General features: G+C 50.9%; 16 protein-coding genes and 1 tRNA gene. 9 read left to right on the top strand and 8 right to left on the bottom strand.

The annotated features are described in order from the left end of the window. Positions 1-63: 63 nt before the first annotated feature. The gene (locus tag JWZ98_RS18210) at positions 64-1566 is read left to right on the top strand and encodes a DUF4080 domain-containing protein (protein ID WP_205451274.1); all 1503 of its coding nucleotides are present in this window, start codon (positions 64-66) and stop codon (positions 1564-1566) included. A 49-nt stretch (positions 1567-1615) separates the two neighbouring features. Here the strand turns inward: JWZ98_RS18210 and JWZ98_RS18215 are convergent, their stop codons facing one another. The 3 genes from JWZ98_RS18215 to JWZ98_RS18225 form a co-directional block, all read right to left on the bottom strand. Beyond that, positions 1616-2473 (bottom strand): SDR family oxidoreductase, encoded by an 858-nt coding sequence (locus tag JWZ98_RS18215; RefSeq protein ID WP_205451275.1) that lies wholly within the window; start codon positions 2471-2473, stop codon positions 1616-1618. Between the two features lie 241 nt (positions 2474-2714). Further along, complete coding sequence (locus JWZ98_RS18220) at positions 2715-3221, bottom strand: hypothetical protein (RefSeq protein ID WP_205451276.1); 507 nt, start codon at positions 3219-3221, stop codon at positions 2715-2717. Between the two features lie 889 nt (positions 3222-4110). Continuing rightward, positions 4111-5013 carry a reverse transcriptase domain-containing protein gene (locus JWZ98_RS18225; RefSeq protein ID WP_240348095.1) on the bottom strand — a complete coding sequence of 301 codons (903 nt, stop codon included), beginning with the start codon at positions 5011-5013 and terminating at the stop codon, positions 4111-4113. A gap of 8 nt (positions 5014-5021) precedes the next feature. Between JWZ98_RS18225 and JWZ98_RS18230 the strand changes: the two genes are divergently transcribed. Then, positions 5022-6197 carry a phage/plasmid primase, P4 family gene (locus JWZ98_RS18230; protein WP_205451277.1) on the top strand — a complete coding sequence of 392 codons (1176 nt, stop codon included), beginning with the start codon at positions 5022-5024 and terminating at the stop codon, positions 6195-6197. Positions 6198-6951: 754 nt separating this feature from the next. On the opposite strand, the gene JWZ98_RS18235 is transcribed toward JWZ98_RS18230, so the two are convergent. The 5 genes from JWZ98_RS18235 to flgA all read right to left on the bottom strand — a co-directional run bounded on the left by JWZ98_RS18235 (position 6952) and on the right by flgA (position 9437). After that, a tRNA-Arg gene (locus JWZ98_RS18235) sits at positions 6952-7028 on the bottom strand. A gap of 32 nt (positions 7029-7060) precedes the next feature. Beyond that, entirely contained in the window at positions 7061-7840 is a 780-nt protein-coding gene (locus JWZ98_RS18240; protein WP_205451278.1) for a flagellar brake protein, read from the bottom strand. Between the two features lie 33 nt (positions 7841-7873). Then, positions 7874-8368 carry a flagellar protein FlgN gene (locus JWZ98_RS18245; RefSeq protein WP_205451279.1) on the bottom strand — a complete coding sequence of 165 codons (495 nt, stop codon included), beginning with the start codon at positions 8366-8368 and terminating at the stop codon, positions 7874-7876. Between the two features lie 4 nt (positions 8369-8372). Then, positions 8373-8678: a flagellar biosynthesis anti-sigma factor FlgM gene (flgM, locus tag JWZ98_RS18250; RefSeq protein ID WP_205451280.1), complete on the bottom strand. Its 306-nt coding sequence runs from the start codon at positions 8676-8678 to the stop codon at positions 8373-8375. 69 nt (positions 8679-8747) lie between these two features. Further along, on the bottom strand, positions 8748-9437 hold the full coding sequence (gene flgA / locus JWZ98_RS18255; protein WP_205451281.1) for a flagellar basal body P-ring formation chaperone FlgA: 690 nt from the start codon (positions 9435-9437) through the stop codon (positions 8748-8750). A gap of 117 nt (positions 9438-9554) precedes the next feature. Between flgA and JWZ98_RS18260 the strand changes: the two genes are divergently transcribed. From JWZ98_RS18260 to flgF, 7 genes are all read left to right on the top strand, one after another. Beyond that, complete coding sequence (locus JWZ98_RS18260) at positions 9555-10487, top strand: chemotaxis protein CheV (protein ID WP_020483236.1); 933 nt, start codon at positions 9555-9557, stop codon at positions 10485-10487. A gap of 38 nt (positions 10488-10525) precedes the next feature. Then, positions 10526-11392, top strand: a complete 867-nt coding sequence (locus JWZ98_RS18265; RefSeq protein WP_051670501.1) for a protein-glutamate O-methyltransferase CheR — start codon at positions 10526-10528, stop codon at positions 11390-11392. A gap of 178 nt (positions 11393-11570) precedes the next feature. Next, positions 11571-11966 (top strand): flagellar basal body rod protein FlgB, encoded by a 396-nt coding sequence (flgB, locus tag JWZ98_RS18270; protein WP_033159267.1) that lies wholly within the window; start codon positions 11571-11573, stop codon positions 11964-11966. A 2-nt stretch (positions 11967-11968) separates the two neighbouring features. Then, on the top strand, positions 11969-12385 hold the full coding sequence (gene flgC / locus JWZ98_RS18275) for a flagellar basal body rod protein FlgC (protein ID WP_033159266.1): 417 nt from the start codon (positions 11969-11971) through the stop codon (positions 12383-12385). A 7-nt stretch (positions 12386-12392) separates the two neighbouring features. Beyond that, complete coding sequence (locus JWZ98_RS18280) at positions 12393-13073, top strand: flagellar hook assembly protein FlgD (protein ID WP_205451282.1); 681 nt, start codon at positions 12393-12395, stop codon at positions 13071-13073. Positions 13074-13086: 13 nt separating this feature from the next. Further along, a complete protein-coding gene (gene flgE, locus JWZ98_RS18285; RefSeq protein ID WP_033159264.1) occupies positions 13087-14418 on the top strand; it encodes a flagellar hook protein FlgE in 1332 nt (443 codons plus the stop codon). Between the two features lie 16 nt (positions 14419-14434). After that, a complete protein-coding gene (gene flgF, locus JWZ98_RS18290) occupies positions 14435-15178 on the top strand; it encodes a flagellar basal-body rod protein FlgF (RefSeq protein WP_033159263.1) in 744 nt (247 codons plus the stop codon). Positions 15179-15220: the final 42 nt, after the last annotated feature.

Raw genomic sequence — 15220 nt, forward strand, 5'->3', positions numbered from 1 at the left:
AACACCAAATTGATGCTATGCTGGCGCATTACCGCAATTTAGACGCCATCCGCCACATCAGACATGCCCCGCATCGTTATCTCTACCCTCAACGCCCGATACATTCACACTGCTTTTGGCTTACGCTATCTCTACGCCAACATGGGTACGTTACAAACGGACACGGTCTTATTAGAATTCGGCATCCAGCAGCGCCCAATCGAAATTGTCGAAAAACTACTGCAACAACAAGCGCGGATTATCGGCCTTGGCGTTTATATCTGGAATGTGGCGGAAATCAGCGCCGTGGTAGCCATCCTGAAACAAGTCGCACCAGAAATTATCATCGTACTTGGCGGGCCGGAAGTCAGTCATCCGCCCGATTTACCAAGCATTGCCGAATCGGCGGACTATGTCGTCACCGGTAACGGCGAAATAAGTTTTCCGCAATTATGCCGGCAGTTGCTGTCAGGATTTGAACCAACCGAAAAAATCGTGGCCGGCGAGATGGCCGCATTAGACACCCTGGCGTCGCCATATCCACACTATACGGACGCCGACATCCGTCAACGGATTATCTACGTGGAAGCATCGCGCGGCTGTCCGTTCAAATGCGAATTTTGCCTGTCGTCGCTGGACACTACGGCCAAACCGTTCAACTTAAACGGCTTTTTGCGCGAAATGGAACTTCTATACCGGCGCGGTGCACGACACTTTAAGTTCATCGACCGCACCTTCAATCTAAAAGTAGACAACAGCGTTGCTATCCTTGAGTTTTTTTTGACTCGCGTGAGCGAAGATCTATATTTGCACTTTGAAGTGATTCCGGACAATTTGCCTGAACGTCTGAAGCAGGCCATCAGCCAATTTCCGCCCGGTGTACTGCAATTTGAAGTGGGTGTGCAAACCTTTGATCCTGCCATCCAACATCTGATCAGCCGCAAACAGGATAACCAGAAAACCGAAGCCAATTTAAGCTGGCTCCGGCAACATTCCAACGCCCATATTCATGCCGATCTAATCGCCGGCCTGCCTGGCGACACTCTTGCAGGCTTCGGTGCCAGTTTCGATAAATTGTTTGCGCTGAATCCCCAAGAAATTCAGGTCGGGATTTTAAAACGTCTGCGCGGCGCACCAATCAACCGACACAATGAAGCGTACCAGCTACGTTATGACCCGCAGCCACCCTACGCCATTCTCAGCACGCGAGATATAAGTTTTACTGACTTGCAACGTATTACGCGATTCGCCCGCTTTTGGGATTTGATCGGCAACTCCGGCCGGTTTGCCGCAAGTTTGCCGCTCATTGTCGCCGAACAACCGTTTACCCGCTTTTTACAATTTAGCGATGCGCTATACGCCTTAACGGACAGTACCTGGCAAATTGCTTTGAAACGCTTATTCGAATTAACCTACTCGGTCATGACTGACACACTATTTGTACCGCCAGCCGAAGCGATGGCAGCGTTAGACGAGGACTATCTAAGGAGCGGCGAAAAAAGTCGGCCGGCGTTCTTACAACAAGCCGCAACAGTGTTCGCGACGAAGCGCGGTGTGGCGAATAAACGGCAAACTCAACACCTATAAACTTGCTTGAGCTTGAATAACATAAAGAGGGCATCAAAAGTCATTGAGCTCAGTCATCCGCGCCCGGCAATGATCGCACGGTTGCATAACCATCCCGATAACTAGGGTACAAAAAGCGGTAACCCAAGGCCTTGAGCCTGGTGTTGCGGCAGCGTTTGTTTTGCGGGGCATCCGGAGCTACTGACAACGGTGAAGGCTGAGGACAAGCAAATTGTTCAGACAACCAATTCATCACCTCCCAAAGCGGGGCCGGCTCGTCGTCGGTCGCCAGATAGCAAGGCTCCAAGGCTACACCGGCGAGTTGTTTTTCCAGTAAAAATAACAACACCGCCACACAATCCTCCGAGTGGATGCGGTTGGTATAACTGGGCGGTTGCTGTTGGATGCTCTCCCCTCGCTCCGCTCGGCGTAATAACCAATCACGACCCGGCCCATAAATTCCGGAAAAACGCACGACGCAACTGCGGTCACTCGCAATCCACAAGCGTTTCTCCGCCGCAGCCAGCCAGCGGCGCGTGGCGCTAGCCGGTTCAGTGACACTGGTTTCATCAACCCATTCGCCACGATTCTGTTCGTAAACACTGGTAGAAGACACCATCAACCAACTTGGTGATGTTTCAGCTCCCGCAAAATGCGCCAACAAATTGCGCAAACCAACATCGTACAGCGCCTGATATTCCTCAGCCTGTCGGCTATCGGGAGCTACGATAAATATCACCGCATCAAAGCTGCTTGGTAAAGCAACCAATGACGAGGCCAATCTTATATCGGCAATAAAAATGGGAAACGGGGTCGAGGTAGCCGGCGCGCTGCGCTTCAACCCGGTTACCTGATGCCTCTGCTGGTGCAAGCGCAAAGCCACAGGATAGCCAATATCTCCACAACCGATCACTAGTATTTTCGCCATAGTATTTACCCAAGATAATCTGCACACCGCCTATTATGGCCTGCCGCAACAAGATAAACGCTATAAAAACCGTGTCTCGAACGCATTCGAAAATGAGCGCGCTGATTTTAGTGCGTTGCCGGATTTGCTCACAACTTTGTGTAAGCACTTATGAACAACCCGGCCTCTGTTCAATAGGCATAAAAAAACCGGGTGGAGTACTGGACTCCAACCGGCCTAAAAGCCCAATGATAGCTTGGGATTAAACGACCTGTTTACGACGACCTATATACAGAAAGCCCATCAACGCACTTGTCATAAACCATACAGAAGCAGGGAGAGGCACGCTAGTGACAGGGTTTTGATTAGCGGCTGCTTTCAGATCAAATCCAAACAGAAAGCTTAAGTTGTTGGTGATCACACCGGGTTTTACAAAGGTCAACAAGAAGGTATTAGGAGCGCTCAGCTCGTAATTACCGGCTTCGCTAACCCAACCGCTTGCTGTCAACAGACCCAATTTAAAAGGGCTAGCAGAGGCAAAGCTACCTACACCGTTAAAAGTGTACACCGGTGCATCAGCAGCCAGATCAGCGGTAGCAGCGAAGATACCGAAGGTGTCACTTGAAGTAAATGGGAATGCACTAGAACCGAAGGAGATAAAATTACTATCGCCGTCAGTAGCTTCCCAAATGATGCCTGCTGAGCTTGCAGTCGAAACTGCAAACAGGCAAACAGCAAGCCAAAGTTTTAAAGATAAAAGCATTTTCATGGATTGTTCCCCATTTTCACTTACGTTAACAAACGGCTATCCTTTAGCCACCTTATACTCCGAAGCCGATATTGCATAACAACATCAGCTTTAGCAGAGTTCTGTCTGCTTACTACGAGTCTTCAACTCTCGTAAGCCGCTACTGCCGAACATTCGTTGATCACAAGGCAATAGCTCAAAATGGTTAATCCCTGAAACAGAGATCAAGTTCAATAGATGAATTGATATATTCAAACGACTTTACTTAAACGGCGCTTTTTTACAACGGCATAAACCACTGAATGCAAGCCCCGCTACCCACCACCAATCGCTCCCAACTCTACCGTGCAATATAATGCGCCACAATCCATTGCTAAGACAGAAACGCCTTCCACCTTTATGAATAGTCGTGCATCTGTCGGACAAATCGGTTGTTCAAGACTAAAAACCGCAATTAGAAATTGGGTATGCCGAGATTCTACAGCCGGCAACTTAATCCTTTATTAACAAAATATTAAGTTTTGATTAAAGCCTTTAACGAACGATGCTTTGCTGGCTGGGCTACCCCCTGTAAGACCGACTATTGAAGTTCATCAGCGAGCCAAACTGGCATGAATCATGAACGCTACAAGACTCATAATGAAGATAGCGCAAGAGCGCCAGCATTTTTCGGTAAAGCTGAAATGGGTCCCCTCCGATTTCAGCGCGAAAAATTTGCTGGCAGTTTATGCCTTCGGCGGCCCCGATTCGTCCGCGTCACCTCGTTCCGACCCAACAAGGGGTCGAAACGCAGGTTCTCGCATGACTTAACGCCGTTTCGCGATGCCTTGCAGGTTTTCTCATCGGGTCAGAGGGAGCTGCAGCTCCCGTCTGCCCACAGAACCGTGCGTACGGGTCCGTACACGGCTCCTCACGCAAGACGAATCCACTGAGAAACATCAAACCAATGCGCTAACTGCCGGTCGGATCGTATTTCCTGTCCCATCAGGTTGATAAACCAACTGTTCGGATAGGCTCTTGTCACAGCACGAGTTGCCGAGAGCGCCCATCGTTTCTGGTTGGAAAATACCGTCAGAGCGGCTTGTTTGCGCGGTACGCCCCGCTTGACCAAATGTCGATACAGATGCTGCTTTCTTTTCTGTTGGCTCACCAATCTCGCTCGTAGCCGTCGCCGGATATGCGCTTCGATTTTCCTCAGTTGAGACGGATACTGAGTCAGGCTGTAGTAGTTGGCCCAGCCCACGTACCAGCGATTGAGGTCGTTTAGGGTGTGTTCCAGCGGCTGATGAGTACCTCGCGGCGTTAGGACTTTGACTTTACTCATGGCCGTTTGCAGGGCTTTGTGCGCTATCGCTATCGCCCCATCGACCACGGTAAAGCCCAAGAACTTTACCGCATCGGATTTAGCCACTTGGCTTTTCTCCCGGTTCACCTTTAGTTTCAGCTTGTTTTCGATGAATTGGCTGACTTTGTCCATCACCCGTTCCGCTGCTTTTTGCGACCCGGTGAAAATGTTACAGTCATCGGCAAACCGGCAAAACGCCAGTCCGCGCTTTTCCAATTCCCGGTCCAATTCGTCCAGAACAATGTTGCTTAACAAGGGGCTTAAGGGCCCACCTTGCATAGCGCCTTCCTTGTTGGGGTTGACGACACCGTTGATCATCACACCGCTGCGCAACATCAGCCCCACCAAACGCAGGATACGTTTGTCGGCTATTCGCTGTCCCATTCGGGCAATTAATCGGTCATGGTGGATACGGTCAAAGAATTTCGACACGTCGATGTCCACCACGTACGGTTTGCCACTTTCCACGATCCGTTGTGCCGCTTGTACCGCTTGGTGTTGACTGCAGCCAGAAAGAACGCACCATTGAAGCGGCTGTGTCGTTGTTGCAAGACTTCGACCGGGTACGCCTGCCGCTGTCGCTTGTCGATGCTGACCCGTTCCGTTTGGGCTTAGACTGTGGGCGCGCGGTGTTGGACTTGAAAGCAGGCGCGACCCGACCGGCGCAGCAAAGCGACTTTATCACCAAGGCGGTAAATGTCGAGCGCCTGGGCGATTCAACCAAGGCGGTGCGCTGGCGCGACTTCTTGTCGCAAATCTTTGGTGATGACGTCGAGCTAATTGACTGGCTTAAACGCTGGTGTGGTTATCTGCTGACCGGCTCCACATCCGAGCAAATCTTTGTTTTCTGTTTCGGACTGGGCGCGAACGGTAAAAGTGTTCTGGCCGACACCATCCGCTTTATTCTAGGTGACTATGCCCGCGCAATTGCCGCCGAAACCTTGACCGAATCGAAACGGCAAGCAGGTAGTGCAACGCCCGACCTAGCCGAGTTGATAGGCGCACGGCTGGCGATGAGTTCTGAGACTGAGGACGGCGCAGCGCTGGCCGAATCACTGATTAAAAGCCTAGTAGCGGGCGACACCATGACCGTGCGGAAACTTTACACCGCGCCGGTACAGTTCACGCCTCAGTTTAAATTAATGATGCTTGGCAACCATAAGCCGGTAATCAAGGGCAATGATTACGGTATATGGCGTCGAGTGCGGTTAATTCCATTCAAGCGGACATTCAAGCCAGAGGAACGCGACCCGGCGCTACTGGACAAGCTAAGAGCCGAAGCCCCGCATATCTTGGCATGGATGGTCGAAGGTTGCATCGACTGGCAAAGGCGCGGCTTAGCCGATATTCCGGCCACCATCAAACAGGCGACCGGCGACTATCAGGAAGAACAGGATTTAATTGGGCGCTGGTTGGCTGAATGCTGCCGACTTTCACCAAGTGCGGAAACATCATCGACAGCGATTTACAGCAATTATAAGCAATGGTGCATCGATAACGGCTTGAGGCCTGCAAGCAATGTGGCACTAGGCCGCCGACTTGGAGAGCGTGGTTTTTCAAGTAGATCATCAAATGGAAAAACGCTTTGGGCAGGGCTTGGTTTGATTGATTCAGATTATGCCGACAGCTACAGGAAGGCAAGCGGATGGTAATCAGTGGAGATAGTGAAGATAACGGGAATTTTCGGAAAGTTTTCTTGTATTTTTTTTCCGTGAGACTTTTATGAAAACGGTGTTTATCTCCACTATCTCCACTTTTCACCTGCAAGGCTTCCAGAGCCACCACCAACACGGCGGCGGCGCTGGTGCGTGTGGTGCTGGTGTTCAACCCTCCTTCGACGCTTGCTGGTGGGCGGATACTGCAAAATACTGCAACACCGGAATCTGACGCTTGATGACGAAGGGTGGACAGCTCACTTTTCGCCATAGCAATCAATAACATGCATTACTAAACTTTACTAACTCCAAAGGCTGAATTATGGGCGCATCCAGTTTTAAAACATCCGCCGAATACCAACGAGAGCGGCGAGAATCAAACAGGCGGCGCGGTGTTCGTCGGCTTGATATTGAAATCGAGCCTAAGCTAATGGAGAGGTTACAGCGAGAACTTGCCGACTATGGCGCGGGTACGCATCCAGGCGCGGCGCTGGTGGATTGGTTGGGCGACGTATTACCGGAATAAACTGCAATGAAGTAGAAACGGAAGTCTTCCTTCCGATTTGACCATGCCAAACCCGCCATTCATGGCGCTTTTATCGATGTGATAATGTAACAATCAGGCCGGGTAACACCGGCTTTTTATTGCCTGTTATTGTGGGCTTTTATTTTGAAGTGGGACAAAAATGGGACAAAAATGGGACAAAAAACTTTTTTCTTTCTTTTTGTTTTGTCTAACTTATTGATTTAATGGCGTCCCGGAGACGATTCGAACGTCCGACCTGTCCCTTAGGAGGGGACCGCTCTATCCTGCTGAGCTACCGGGACCTTAGAGGGTGATTTTACCACAGGCCAGAAGACTAGGCTTTCTGTTTTCTAATCTCCACCCGCTCAAGTGAAGTGATGAAATAGGACAGCTTGGATTGGCTTTTTGCAGACAGGTTTTCGAATAAGCCACCGATTTGCACTTTGGCTGATGCCGCCGACACCGGCTTTACAAAGCGTACGGACAGATCAAAATCCATGACATAATCTTCAAAGGTGATTTGGCAGTTTTTGACGATATCGCCGCGCTGAACCCGCGCCCTATTAACGGGAACGGTAATCCCCGCTCCGCCTCTGGATAAATCGAACAGACTACCTCCAACCGAAATACCCGTGCGCTGCACAACGCCGGAAAACGGAATATCGATACTGCTAATTTCCAGACGCGGGGTGCGCCGCCGCTGGGGATAAAACACGCGATCAGGGAATGGGGCTTTGTAGTAATTGATTCCCCTTGAATGACCGACTTCGATTCCCGCCAGATTAAACGATAAATGGATACCCTTATGAAAGGTAGAGAGTTTCAGCGAGCGATTAAGCAACAGAAAATCGTTACCGTGTTTAGGCATCAGCTCGTCGAGGATAATGACCTTCTTATCCAGTTTGACTGCCAATATTGAAGAACTAAAGTCCTCGCCCTCAACCTGAACGGTACATAGCGGCGAACTATTTTCAATTTCCCCCAGTAATTTGGCAATCTTGTCGGAATCGGTAATAAAGTTGGGGTTCTCAAAACTCAATAGCTCGTCATCGTCATCGTGAGCGGGCTCCGTCGGCAACGGTTTTGAAAATAAATGCTTGAGTTTTCGCAGCATATGAGCGACCTATCTGGTTATTCGTCGCTCAGTCTACACCGAAATTAATGTATGCGAAAACAGCTCGTTGCGGGTGACGCCATCAGGCCCATAGGTAGCGGCTAACGGCGACTTGCCTCTTAAGATTTGCAGTGATCTTTGCGTATGTCGACTCAATAACGCAATGCTGGCACCGTTTTGTTCGTTTATTGTGCGACAGGTTTGGGAGAGCCTAACGATGTGATTCCAATAACTCCAGGACTCGGAAATATTGATACCGGCGGATTTAGCTTTGACCAGATAGGCTTTCATGCCATCGTTACTCACCACCAGTTGCTCGGTGGCGAGTACCTGCCCAAGTTGCTTGGTGAATTGCTCAAGCTGGGCAACCAGATCTTTTTTGTGGGTAGCGATTGCCGATATGGCATCCGCATCGGTTTTTTGTTTCAGGTTTGCGGCTTCGGCGTTCAGCAGCTCGTGCAAACTTTGCGTTGCTTTTAAACCGTTATTTAATAGTTTTTCGGTGATTTGATAAGTTTTCTCTATCATGATGTCATGTGCTATTGGTTAGTTGACCTTCAAATTGCAACATTTTCTCGGCAACGCGCTCGGCGTTTACTTGATAGCTGCCGTCCTGCACAGCGGCTTTTATGGCCGCCACACGGTCTTCGTTCACCACGGGGGCGGTAGCGCTTGCAGCAGTTGCCGATTTAATGTCCAGAGCGGTCGCTGTGATGTTGACTGTGTCCGTGGAGGCGCCGCTGACGGGCTTCTCTTTAAATTCGGCCGAGTCCTTAACCGCTGATTTTGCCGGTAGCGGTGTGCTAACAGATTTGCTGGTGATAGGGTCGATAGCCATGACGGAATTCCTAAATTAGTTTTATCTGTAGCATTTAGCGGCATCATCATAAATTCCTTTAATGCTTTATCAAAAATAAACCGACACCTGACCGGAATCGACCACGGTAGCCTGGATTACGCGTTGCGAAGACAGGTTTTTCACATTGATTTTCTGACCTTTGGCTCCATCCGCCATCGCCGTGCCAACCGCGCTAATCAGCACTCCGGCCTTGCCTGATTGAATATTTACCCGCTCGCCGCGCTTCACCAATGTCAACTCGGTAATGTGCAGCTTGCTTAACACACTGCCGGCGGGAATGTTGCGTACCGCCTGCTTATCGACGACGTCATCCAGCTCGGTCAGATAGCCCTGCTGCAACAAGCCGATATCGCGGGTTTCCGCAGTCAAATATTCGGCACGAATCACATCGCTGCGCTGTAATGATCGATTCAGGACCAATACGTCTTTAAACGACCTTACCGACACCATGCTGTAAATCGTCCAACCTCTTTCGCCCTGGCAACGCACTCCCACCGTATTCCTGCCCGGTTTTATCTCGCCGGATTGGACAAATACTTGCAATGGTTGTTCGCACTGCGGCAATTGCAAACGCGGGTCGATTTGCGCGCCGCCTATTTCGTACTTGCCACCAGGAGCAAGGCTGTTACTGATGTATTGGTTAACCGCATCCTGGATTAACGGCACCGATTGCATCGGCCCCGCCAACGCTGTTTCGCAGACCAACAGCCAAATCACTCTCAAGTTTTTGCTCTTCATTGCAGTCGCCACTTTTTTGACTTTTGCAAGGATAAAGCACGAAACATACCAGTAATTTTATAAAGTAAAAAAAAGCAAAGTGTCTATAATTGCAAGCAGTATATTTCAGGGGGTTTTATGGCCGGAGTCTTAGACGGAGTCGATCAGCGCACCAAACTGGCGGGGCACAACAGATTCGAACTTTTGTTGTTTAAACTTGTTAGTAAACAACGATTTGGGATTAATGTTTTCAAAGTTCAGGAAGTGATTCAATGCCCGCCCTTAACGCAAATTCCCAATTCACATTCGGTGATTTGCGGCGTTGCTCACCTGCGCGGTAAAACCATTCCCGTACTCGATTTGTCGATGGCTATCGGCATGAGACCCTTGGTCCGCGACGCCGGCTGCTACGTCATCGTCACCGAATACAACCGTTCCATTCAAGGCTTTCTGGTCGGCTCGGTAGACCGGATCATTAATATCGGTTGGGAACAAGTAAAAGCCCCACCTACCGGCACCGGCAAAGAAAGCTATCTAACTGCAGTGACTGAAATCGACGGTGAGCTGATAGAGGTGATTGACGTCGAAAAAGTGATGAAAGAAGTCATCGGCGGCCGCGAAGAAGCTTCTGCAGAAATCATTGACATGGAAGTAACCAGCAAAAACGATCATATCTTGGTAGTGGACGATTCATCGGTGGCCAGGAACCAAGTTAAACGGGTCTGCCAGCAAATCGGCATCGAATGTACGCTGCTAAAAGACGGCCAAGAAGCCTGGGATCATTTAAACGCGCTGGTGGCCGACGGCATCGATATTCAGGACAAATACTCGATGATCATTTCCGATGTAGAAATGCCGCGCATGGACGGCTATACCCTAGCTACCAAAATCAAGGCCGACCCCAACATGAAAAAAATCTATTTGATTTTGCATACTTCATTAAGCGGCGTGTTTAACACATCAATGGTCCAAAAAGTCGGCGCTAACGAATTTCTGGCCAAATTTGACCCAGACTCGTTGATGAATTCCATTCAGCATCAGCTCAAACTTTATCATGCAGCCCATTCCTGACCGATACTCGAGACGCCGTCCAGCCGCAAAGCTTAGACATGTTGAACCAGGCTGAACCGGGTAGTCCGGCGGGTAAAATTATCGACATTTCCGCCGCGGAGTACCAAACCATACAACAATTCCTCAGCCAGAGCTGCGGCATCGAGTTGGGTGACAGCAAACAATACCTGGTAAAAAGCCGATTATTGCCCTTGATGGGCAAATTTGAATTCACAAGTTTCGCTGAATTAGCCAATAGCCTGCAATCCGCGTCATTTTCCGCGCAAAAAATCAAAAGCGCCGTCATCGACGCGATGACCACCAATGAAACGTTCTGGTTTCGCGACGAACGGCAATTCGTCGAACTCAAAGACAAGGTCTTACCCGGCTTGTTAAACAGCAAAAACGGCAACGTAAGAGTTTGGTCCGCCGCGTGCTCATCCGGCCAGGAACCCTACTCGATAGGCATCTGCGCCCTGGAAGCCATCAGAGCCTCCAGCAAATCCCGCTCCGTGCAAATTATCGGCACGGACATCTCGGAAGCTATCCTCGAAGAAGCCAAGCGAGCGGTTTATTCGGAAGCCGCACTATCTCGCGGCCTGGATAGCGCGGCAAAAGCCCGGTATTTCCACAAAAATTACGACGGCTACTTACTTAGCCCGGAAGTCAGCCAACTCGTGCGTTTTCAACAATTCAACCTGCTCAAATCGTTCACTGCCTTGGGCCGTTTTGACCTGATCTTCTGTCGCAACGTCCTGATCTATTTCTCCGATCAAGTTAAACGCGACATCCTCTCCCGCATGGCTGACAGCCTGGAACCCGGCGGCTATCTGTTCCTCAGCAGTACCGAAGCGATGCCGACAGGCTTAAACAGCTTTGAATTGGTTCGTTCCGGCTTAACCAGCTACTTCAAAAAAATCGGTTAAGTCGCTCGTCAGTTTATTGACGACTTAACACAGCGGCAGCATTTTGCCGCCCCGCCCGAAGCACTGTTTTTTGACACTCTCGCCATCCCTCAAATCCGCTACACAAATGAAATAACAGCACATTTATTTTATGGCACATATACTGCTTTAAGGTTTAAAAAACCCAAAGGTGGCAATTATGGCTATTAATTTCGACAGTGCCTTAGGCATTCATCCGCAAGCATTAGCGTTGCGCGAAAAGCGCAGCGAAATTCTGGCGTCAAACCTGGCCAACGCCGACACGCCCGATTACAAAGCCCGCGACCTGGACTTCAAGTCGGTGTTTCAACAAACCCTGGCCGGGGCAGGATCAGAGCTTAAACGCAGCCAGCAAGGCCATCTGTCTAGCCAGAATAATGTACTCGGCGCAGACCTGCTGTACCGCAATCCGCAACAAGCCTCGCTGGACGGCAATACCGTCGAATCGCACATCGAACAAGCCAAATACGCAGAAAACGCCGTGCAGTACGAAGCCAGCTTACGGTTTATCAACAACAAGTTTTCCGGCCTGATGTCGGCCATTAAAGGAGAATAACCATGTCTGCATTTCGCATCTTCGATGTCGCCGGCAGCGGTATGAACGCGCAAAACCTCAGACTCAATCTGGTCGCCAGCAATATTTCCAACGCCAACAGCGTCAGCAGCAGCATTGACCAAGTCTACAAATCCCGTCAACCGGTGTTTGCCGCCGAACTGAAAAATGCAATGGACAAGAACAGCACCGCCAGCGGCGTCAACGTGCTGGGCGTCGTCGAAAACCAAGCGCCGCCAGTGATGGAATATGCCCCCAATCATCCGTTGGCGGACGCGACCGGCTACATCTATAAATCCAACGTCAACACCGTGGAAGAAATGGCCAATATGATGTCCGCTTCCCGCTCCTACGAAAACAATGTAGAGGTGTTGAATACGGCTAAAAACCTGATTTTGCAAACCCTGAAAATGGGACAGTGAGGCATTTATGACCAGCGCAATAGACACCTTTAAAAGTCTCGGCTTGGCCACTACCAGCTCCGACACATCAAGCGGCGTAAAAAAACAAAGCTTGGGGCAAGACCAGTTTCTGAAACTGCTGACCACGCAAATGACGCATCAAGACCCGATGAAGCCCATGGATAACGGCGAATTTCTTGGCCAGATGGCGCAATTCAGCACCGTATCGGGTATTCAAGATCTACAGGCTTCGTTCAAAGAGTTTGCCAGCTCGCTCAGCTCAGACCAAGCCCTGCAAGCAGCCGGCTTGGTTGGCCGCCATGTTTCGGCACCCTCCAAGGAAGCATTGCTGGGTGCCGGCGGCAGCGTCTCGGGCGATTTCGAAATGCCCAGCAGTTCGCCGAATGTCAGCGTGAAAATCATAGACCCGCAAACCGGCGCCACCGTCAGAGAAATCGATATGGGCGCACAGTCGGCGGGCACTACCACCTTCGAATGGGACGGCAAAGACAGCAATAAACAATTTGCCGACCCCGGCGTCTACAAAATTCAAGCGGAAGCCAAAATTGACGGCGTCAATACGGTATTAGCCACCAATATTAAATCGCTAGTGAAAAGCGTGACGATGGGTAGCGGCAGCAACGGCCTGCAAGTCAATCTGGACGGCGTCGGCACCGTAAAATTCAGTCAAATTAAACAAATCTTGTGAAGGAGAAGGCATCATGGCTTTTACAACAGCATTAAGCGGCTTAAACGCCGCATCCAACAATCTGGCGGTGACCGGCAATAACATTGCCAACGCCAACACCGTAGGCTTTAAAAAGTCGCGCTCGGAATTTGCCGACGTTTACGCCTCTAGTCTTGGCGGAGTCAGCAACACCACGGCCGGCGCCGGCGTCAGAGTTGCCAACGTCGCCCAACAATTCAACCAAGGCAGCTTGTCGTTCACCGACAACAATCTGGATTTGGCGATCAGCGGCGAAGGCTTCTTTACCATGGCCAAAAGCCCAACAGAAACCAATGACATCACTTATACCCGGTCCGGCGAATTCAAACTGGACAAGGACGGCTATCTGGTTAACAACCAAGGCAAATCACTGATGGTTTATAAACCCAACGGCACTGCAGTCTCCGACGGCTTCAGCACCGGGGTGACGCAACCGGTGCAGATCAATACCCTCACCGGCTTACCCAGCGCCACCGACACTGTCTCTCTGGCGGTAAATCTCAACGCCAACGAAACAGTTCCCAGCGTAACTCCGTTCGACCCAACCAACAATAACTCCTACAACTCGCAAACCTCGGTGACTGTTTACGATTCGCTGGGTTCGCCGCATATTCTCTCCACCTATTATGTAAAAGGCGCCTCGACAGCCTCCACTACGAATTGGAGTGTGTATCATTTTATGGCCGAGCCAGCCACCCCAAACGCCCGAACCTCCATCAATGCCGGCACCTATGGCACGGCGGTCGCCGCCCCGGCCACGACCACCACTTTGCCGACACCGGCCGTGATGACTTTTGATTCCTCCGGCAAATTACAATCCCCGGTGTCCGGACGCTTCGCCTTGAGTGATTACACCATACTACCGGCGACCGGCGCGGCCCCTGTGAAAGTAGGCACCATGGACTTCTTCGGTTCCACCCAGGTTCAGGAAAAGTTCAGCGTGAATACGATGACGCAAAACGGCTTACCGGCCGGACGCTTGACGGGCATTGATATTGACGACGAAGGGGTGATATTTGCCCGCTTCAGTAACGGCGGCTCGCAAACCATGGGTAAAGTGGCGTTGACCCGCTTCGCCAATACCAACGGCTTGGCCAAAATCGGCGACACCGCTTGGGGACAAAGCGCCAACTCCGGGGAACCGATTCCCGGTGAGGCCGGTGCGAATAACTTCGGCCTGATTCAGGCCGGCGCGTTGGAAAGCTCGAATGTCGAGCTATCCGCGCAACTGGTCAACCTGATCGTCGCCCAACAGCATTACCAGGCCAATGCGCAAACCATCACCACTGAAAACAGCATTATGCAAACCATACTGCAGATTCGGTAATTAATGGGGAATAACCATGGACCGTAGCCTATACATTGCGATGAACGGCGCCAAGCAGACCTTGCTGGCGCAAGGCGCCAACGCCAATAATCTGGCCAACGCCCAAACCACCGGCTTCAAGGCCGATTTCGAGCAATTTCGCGCGATGCCGGCTTTCGGTCCCGGTTATCCATCAAGGGTCTATTCGATGACCGAACGCCCCGGCACCAACATGGCCAGCGGCAGCATCCATACCACCGGCCGCGACCTGGATGTCGCCATCAACGGCCAAGGCTGGATCGCGGTGCGTAATGCAGAGGGCCAGGAGGCCTATACCCGCGCCGGCGATTTGCGCCTCACCCCGGAAGGCTTACTGCAAAACGGCGCAGGACTCTCGGTGCTTGGCGAAGGCGGCGAAGCGATCACCGTTCCGCCCGCCCAAAAACTGGAAATCGGTACCGACGGCACCATCTCCATCGTCCCGCAAGGCGTCAATGCCACCAATAGCGTGATTGTTGAACGGATCAAGCTGGTCAACCCCGATCCGGCCAATCTGGAAAAACGCGAAGATGGCTTGATGCACGCCAAGCAAGCCGGCGCCATACCGGCCGACGCCACTGTCACGCTGATTCAAGGCTCGCTGGAATCCAGTAACGTCAATGCTTTGGCGGCGATGGTGGAAATGATAGAGCTGTCTCGAAACTTCGAATTGCAATCCAAAGTCATGAAAAACATTGATGACACATCAGGCGCCAGCGCCAAGTTGATGCAAGTGGCATAGTTTCTGCTTCACTCCTGATAAGACAAAAAATTGTCAGATTAG

This window comes from Methylomonas sp. EFPC1 (assembly GCF_016925515.1).
GTDB lineage: Bacteria > Pseudomonadota > Gammaproteobacteria > Methylococcales > Methylomonadaceae > Methylomonas > Methylomonas defluvii.

Coding starts and splice junctions, on each gene's coding strand:
- JWZ98_RS18210 (WP_205451274.1), top strand. CDS start 64: ATGCCCCGCATCGTTATCTCTACCCTCAACGCCCGATACATTCACACT.
- JWZ98_RS18215 (WP_205451275.1), bottom strand. CDS start 2,473: ATGGCGAAAATACTAGTGATCGGTTGTGGAGATATTGGCTATCCTGTG.
- JWZ98_RS18220 (WP_205451276.1), bottom strand. CDS start 3,221: ATGAAAATGCTTTTATCTTTAAAACTTTGGCTTGCTGTTTGCCTGTTT.
- JWZ98_RS18240 (WP_205451278.1), bottom strand. CDS start 7,840: ATGCTGCGAAAACTCAAGCATTTATTTTCAAAACCGTTGCCGACGGAG.
- JWZ98_RS18245 (WP_205451279.1), bottom strand. CDS start 8,368: ATGATAGAGAAAACTTATCAAATCACCGAAAAACTATTAAATAACGGT.
- flgM (WP_205451280.1), bottom strand. CDS start 8,678: ATGGCTATCGACCCTATCACCAGCAAATCTGTTAGCACACCGCTACCG.
- flgA (WP_205451281.1), bottom strand. CDS start 9,437: ATGAAGAGCAAAAACTTGAGAGTGATTTGGCTGTTGGTCTGCGAAACA.
- JWZ98_RS18260 (WP_020483236.1), top strand. CDS start 9,555: ATGGCCGGAGTCTTAGACGGAGTCGATCAGCGCACCAAACTGGCGGGG.
- JWZ98_RS18265 (WP_051670501.1), top strand. CDS start 10,526: ATGTTGAACCAGGCTGAACCGGGTAGTCCGGCGGGTAAAATTATCGAC.
- flgB (WP_033159267.1), top strand. CDS start 11,571: ATGGCTATTAATTTCGACAGTGCCTTAGGCATTCATCCGCAAGCATTA.
- flgC (WP_033159266.1), top strand. CDS start 11,969: ATGTCTGCATTTCGCATCTTCGATGTCGCCGGCAGCGGTATGAACGCG.
- JWZ98_RS18280 (WP_205451282.1), top strand. CDS start 12,393: ATGACCAGCGCAATAGACACCTTTAAAAGTCTCGGCTTGGCCACTACC.
- flgE (WP_033159264.1), top strand. CDS start 13,087: ATGGCTTTTACAACAGCATTAAGCGGCTTAAACGCCGCATCCAACAAT.
- flgF (WP_033159263.1), top strand. CDS start 14,435: ATGGACCGTAGCCTATACATTGCGATGAACGGCGCCAAGCAGACCTTG.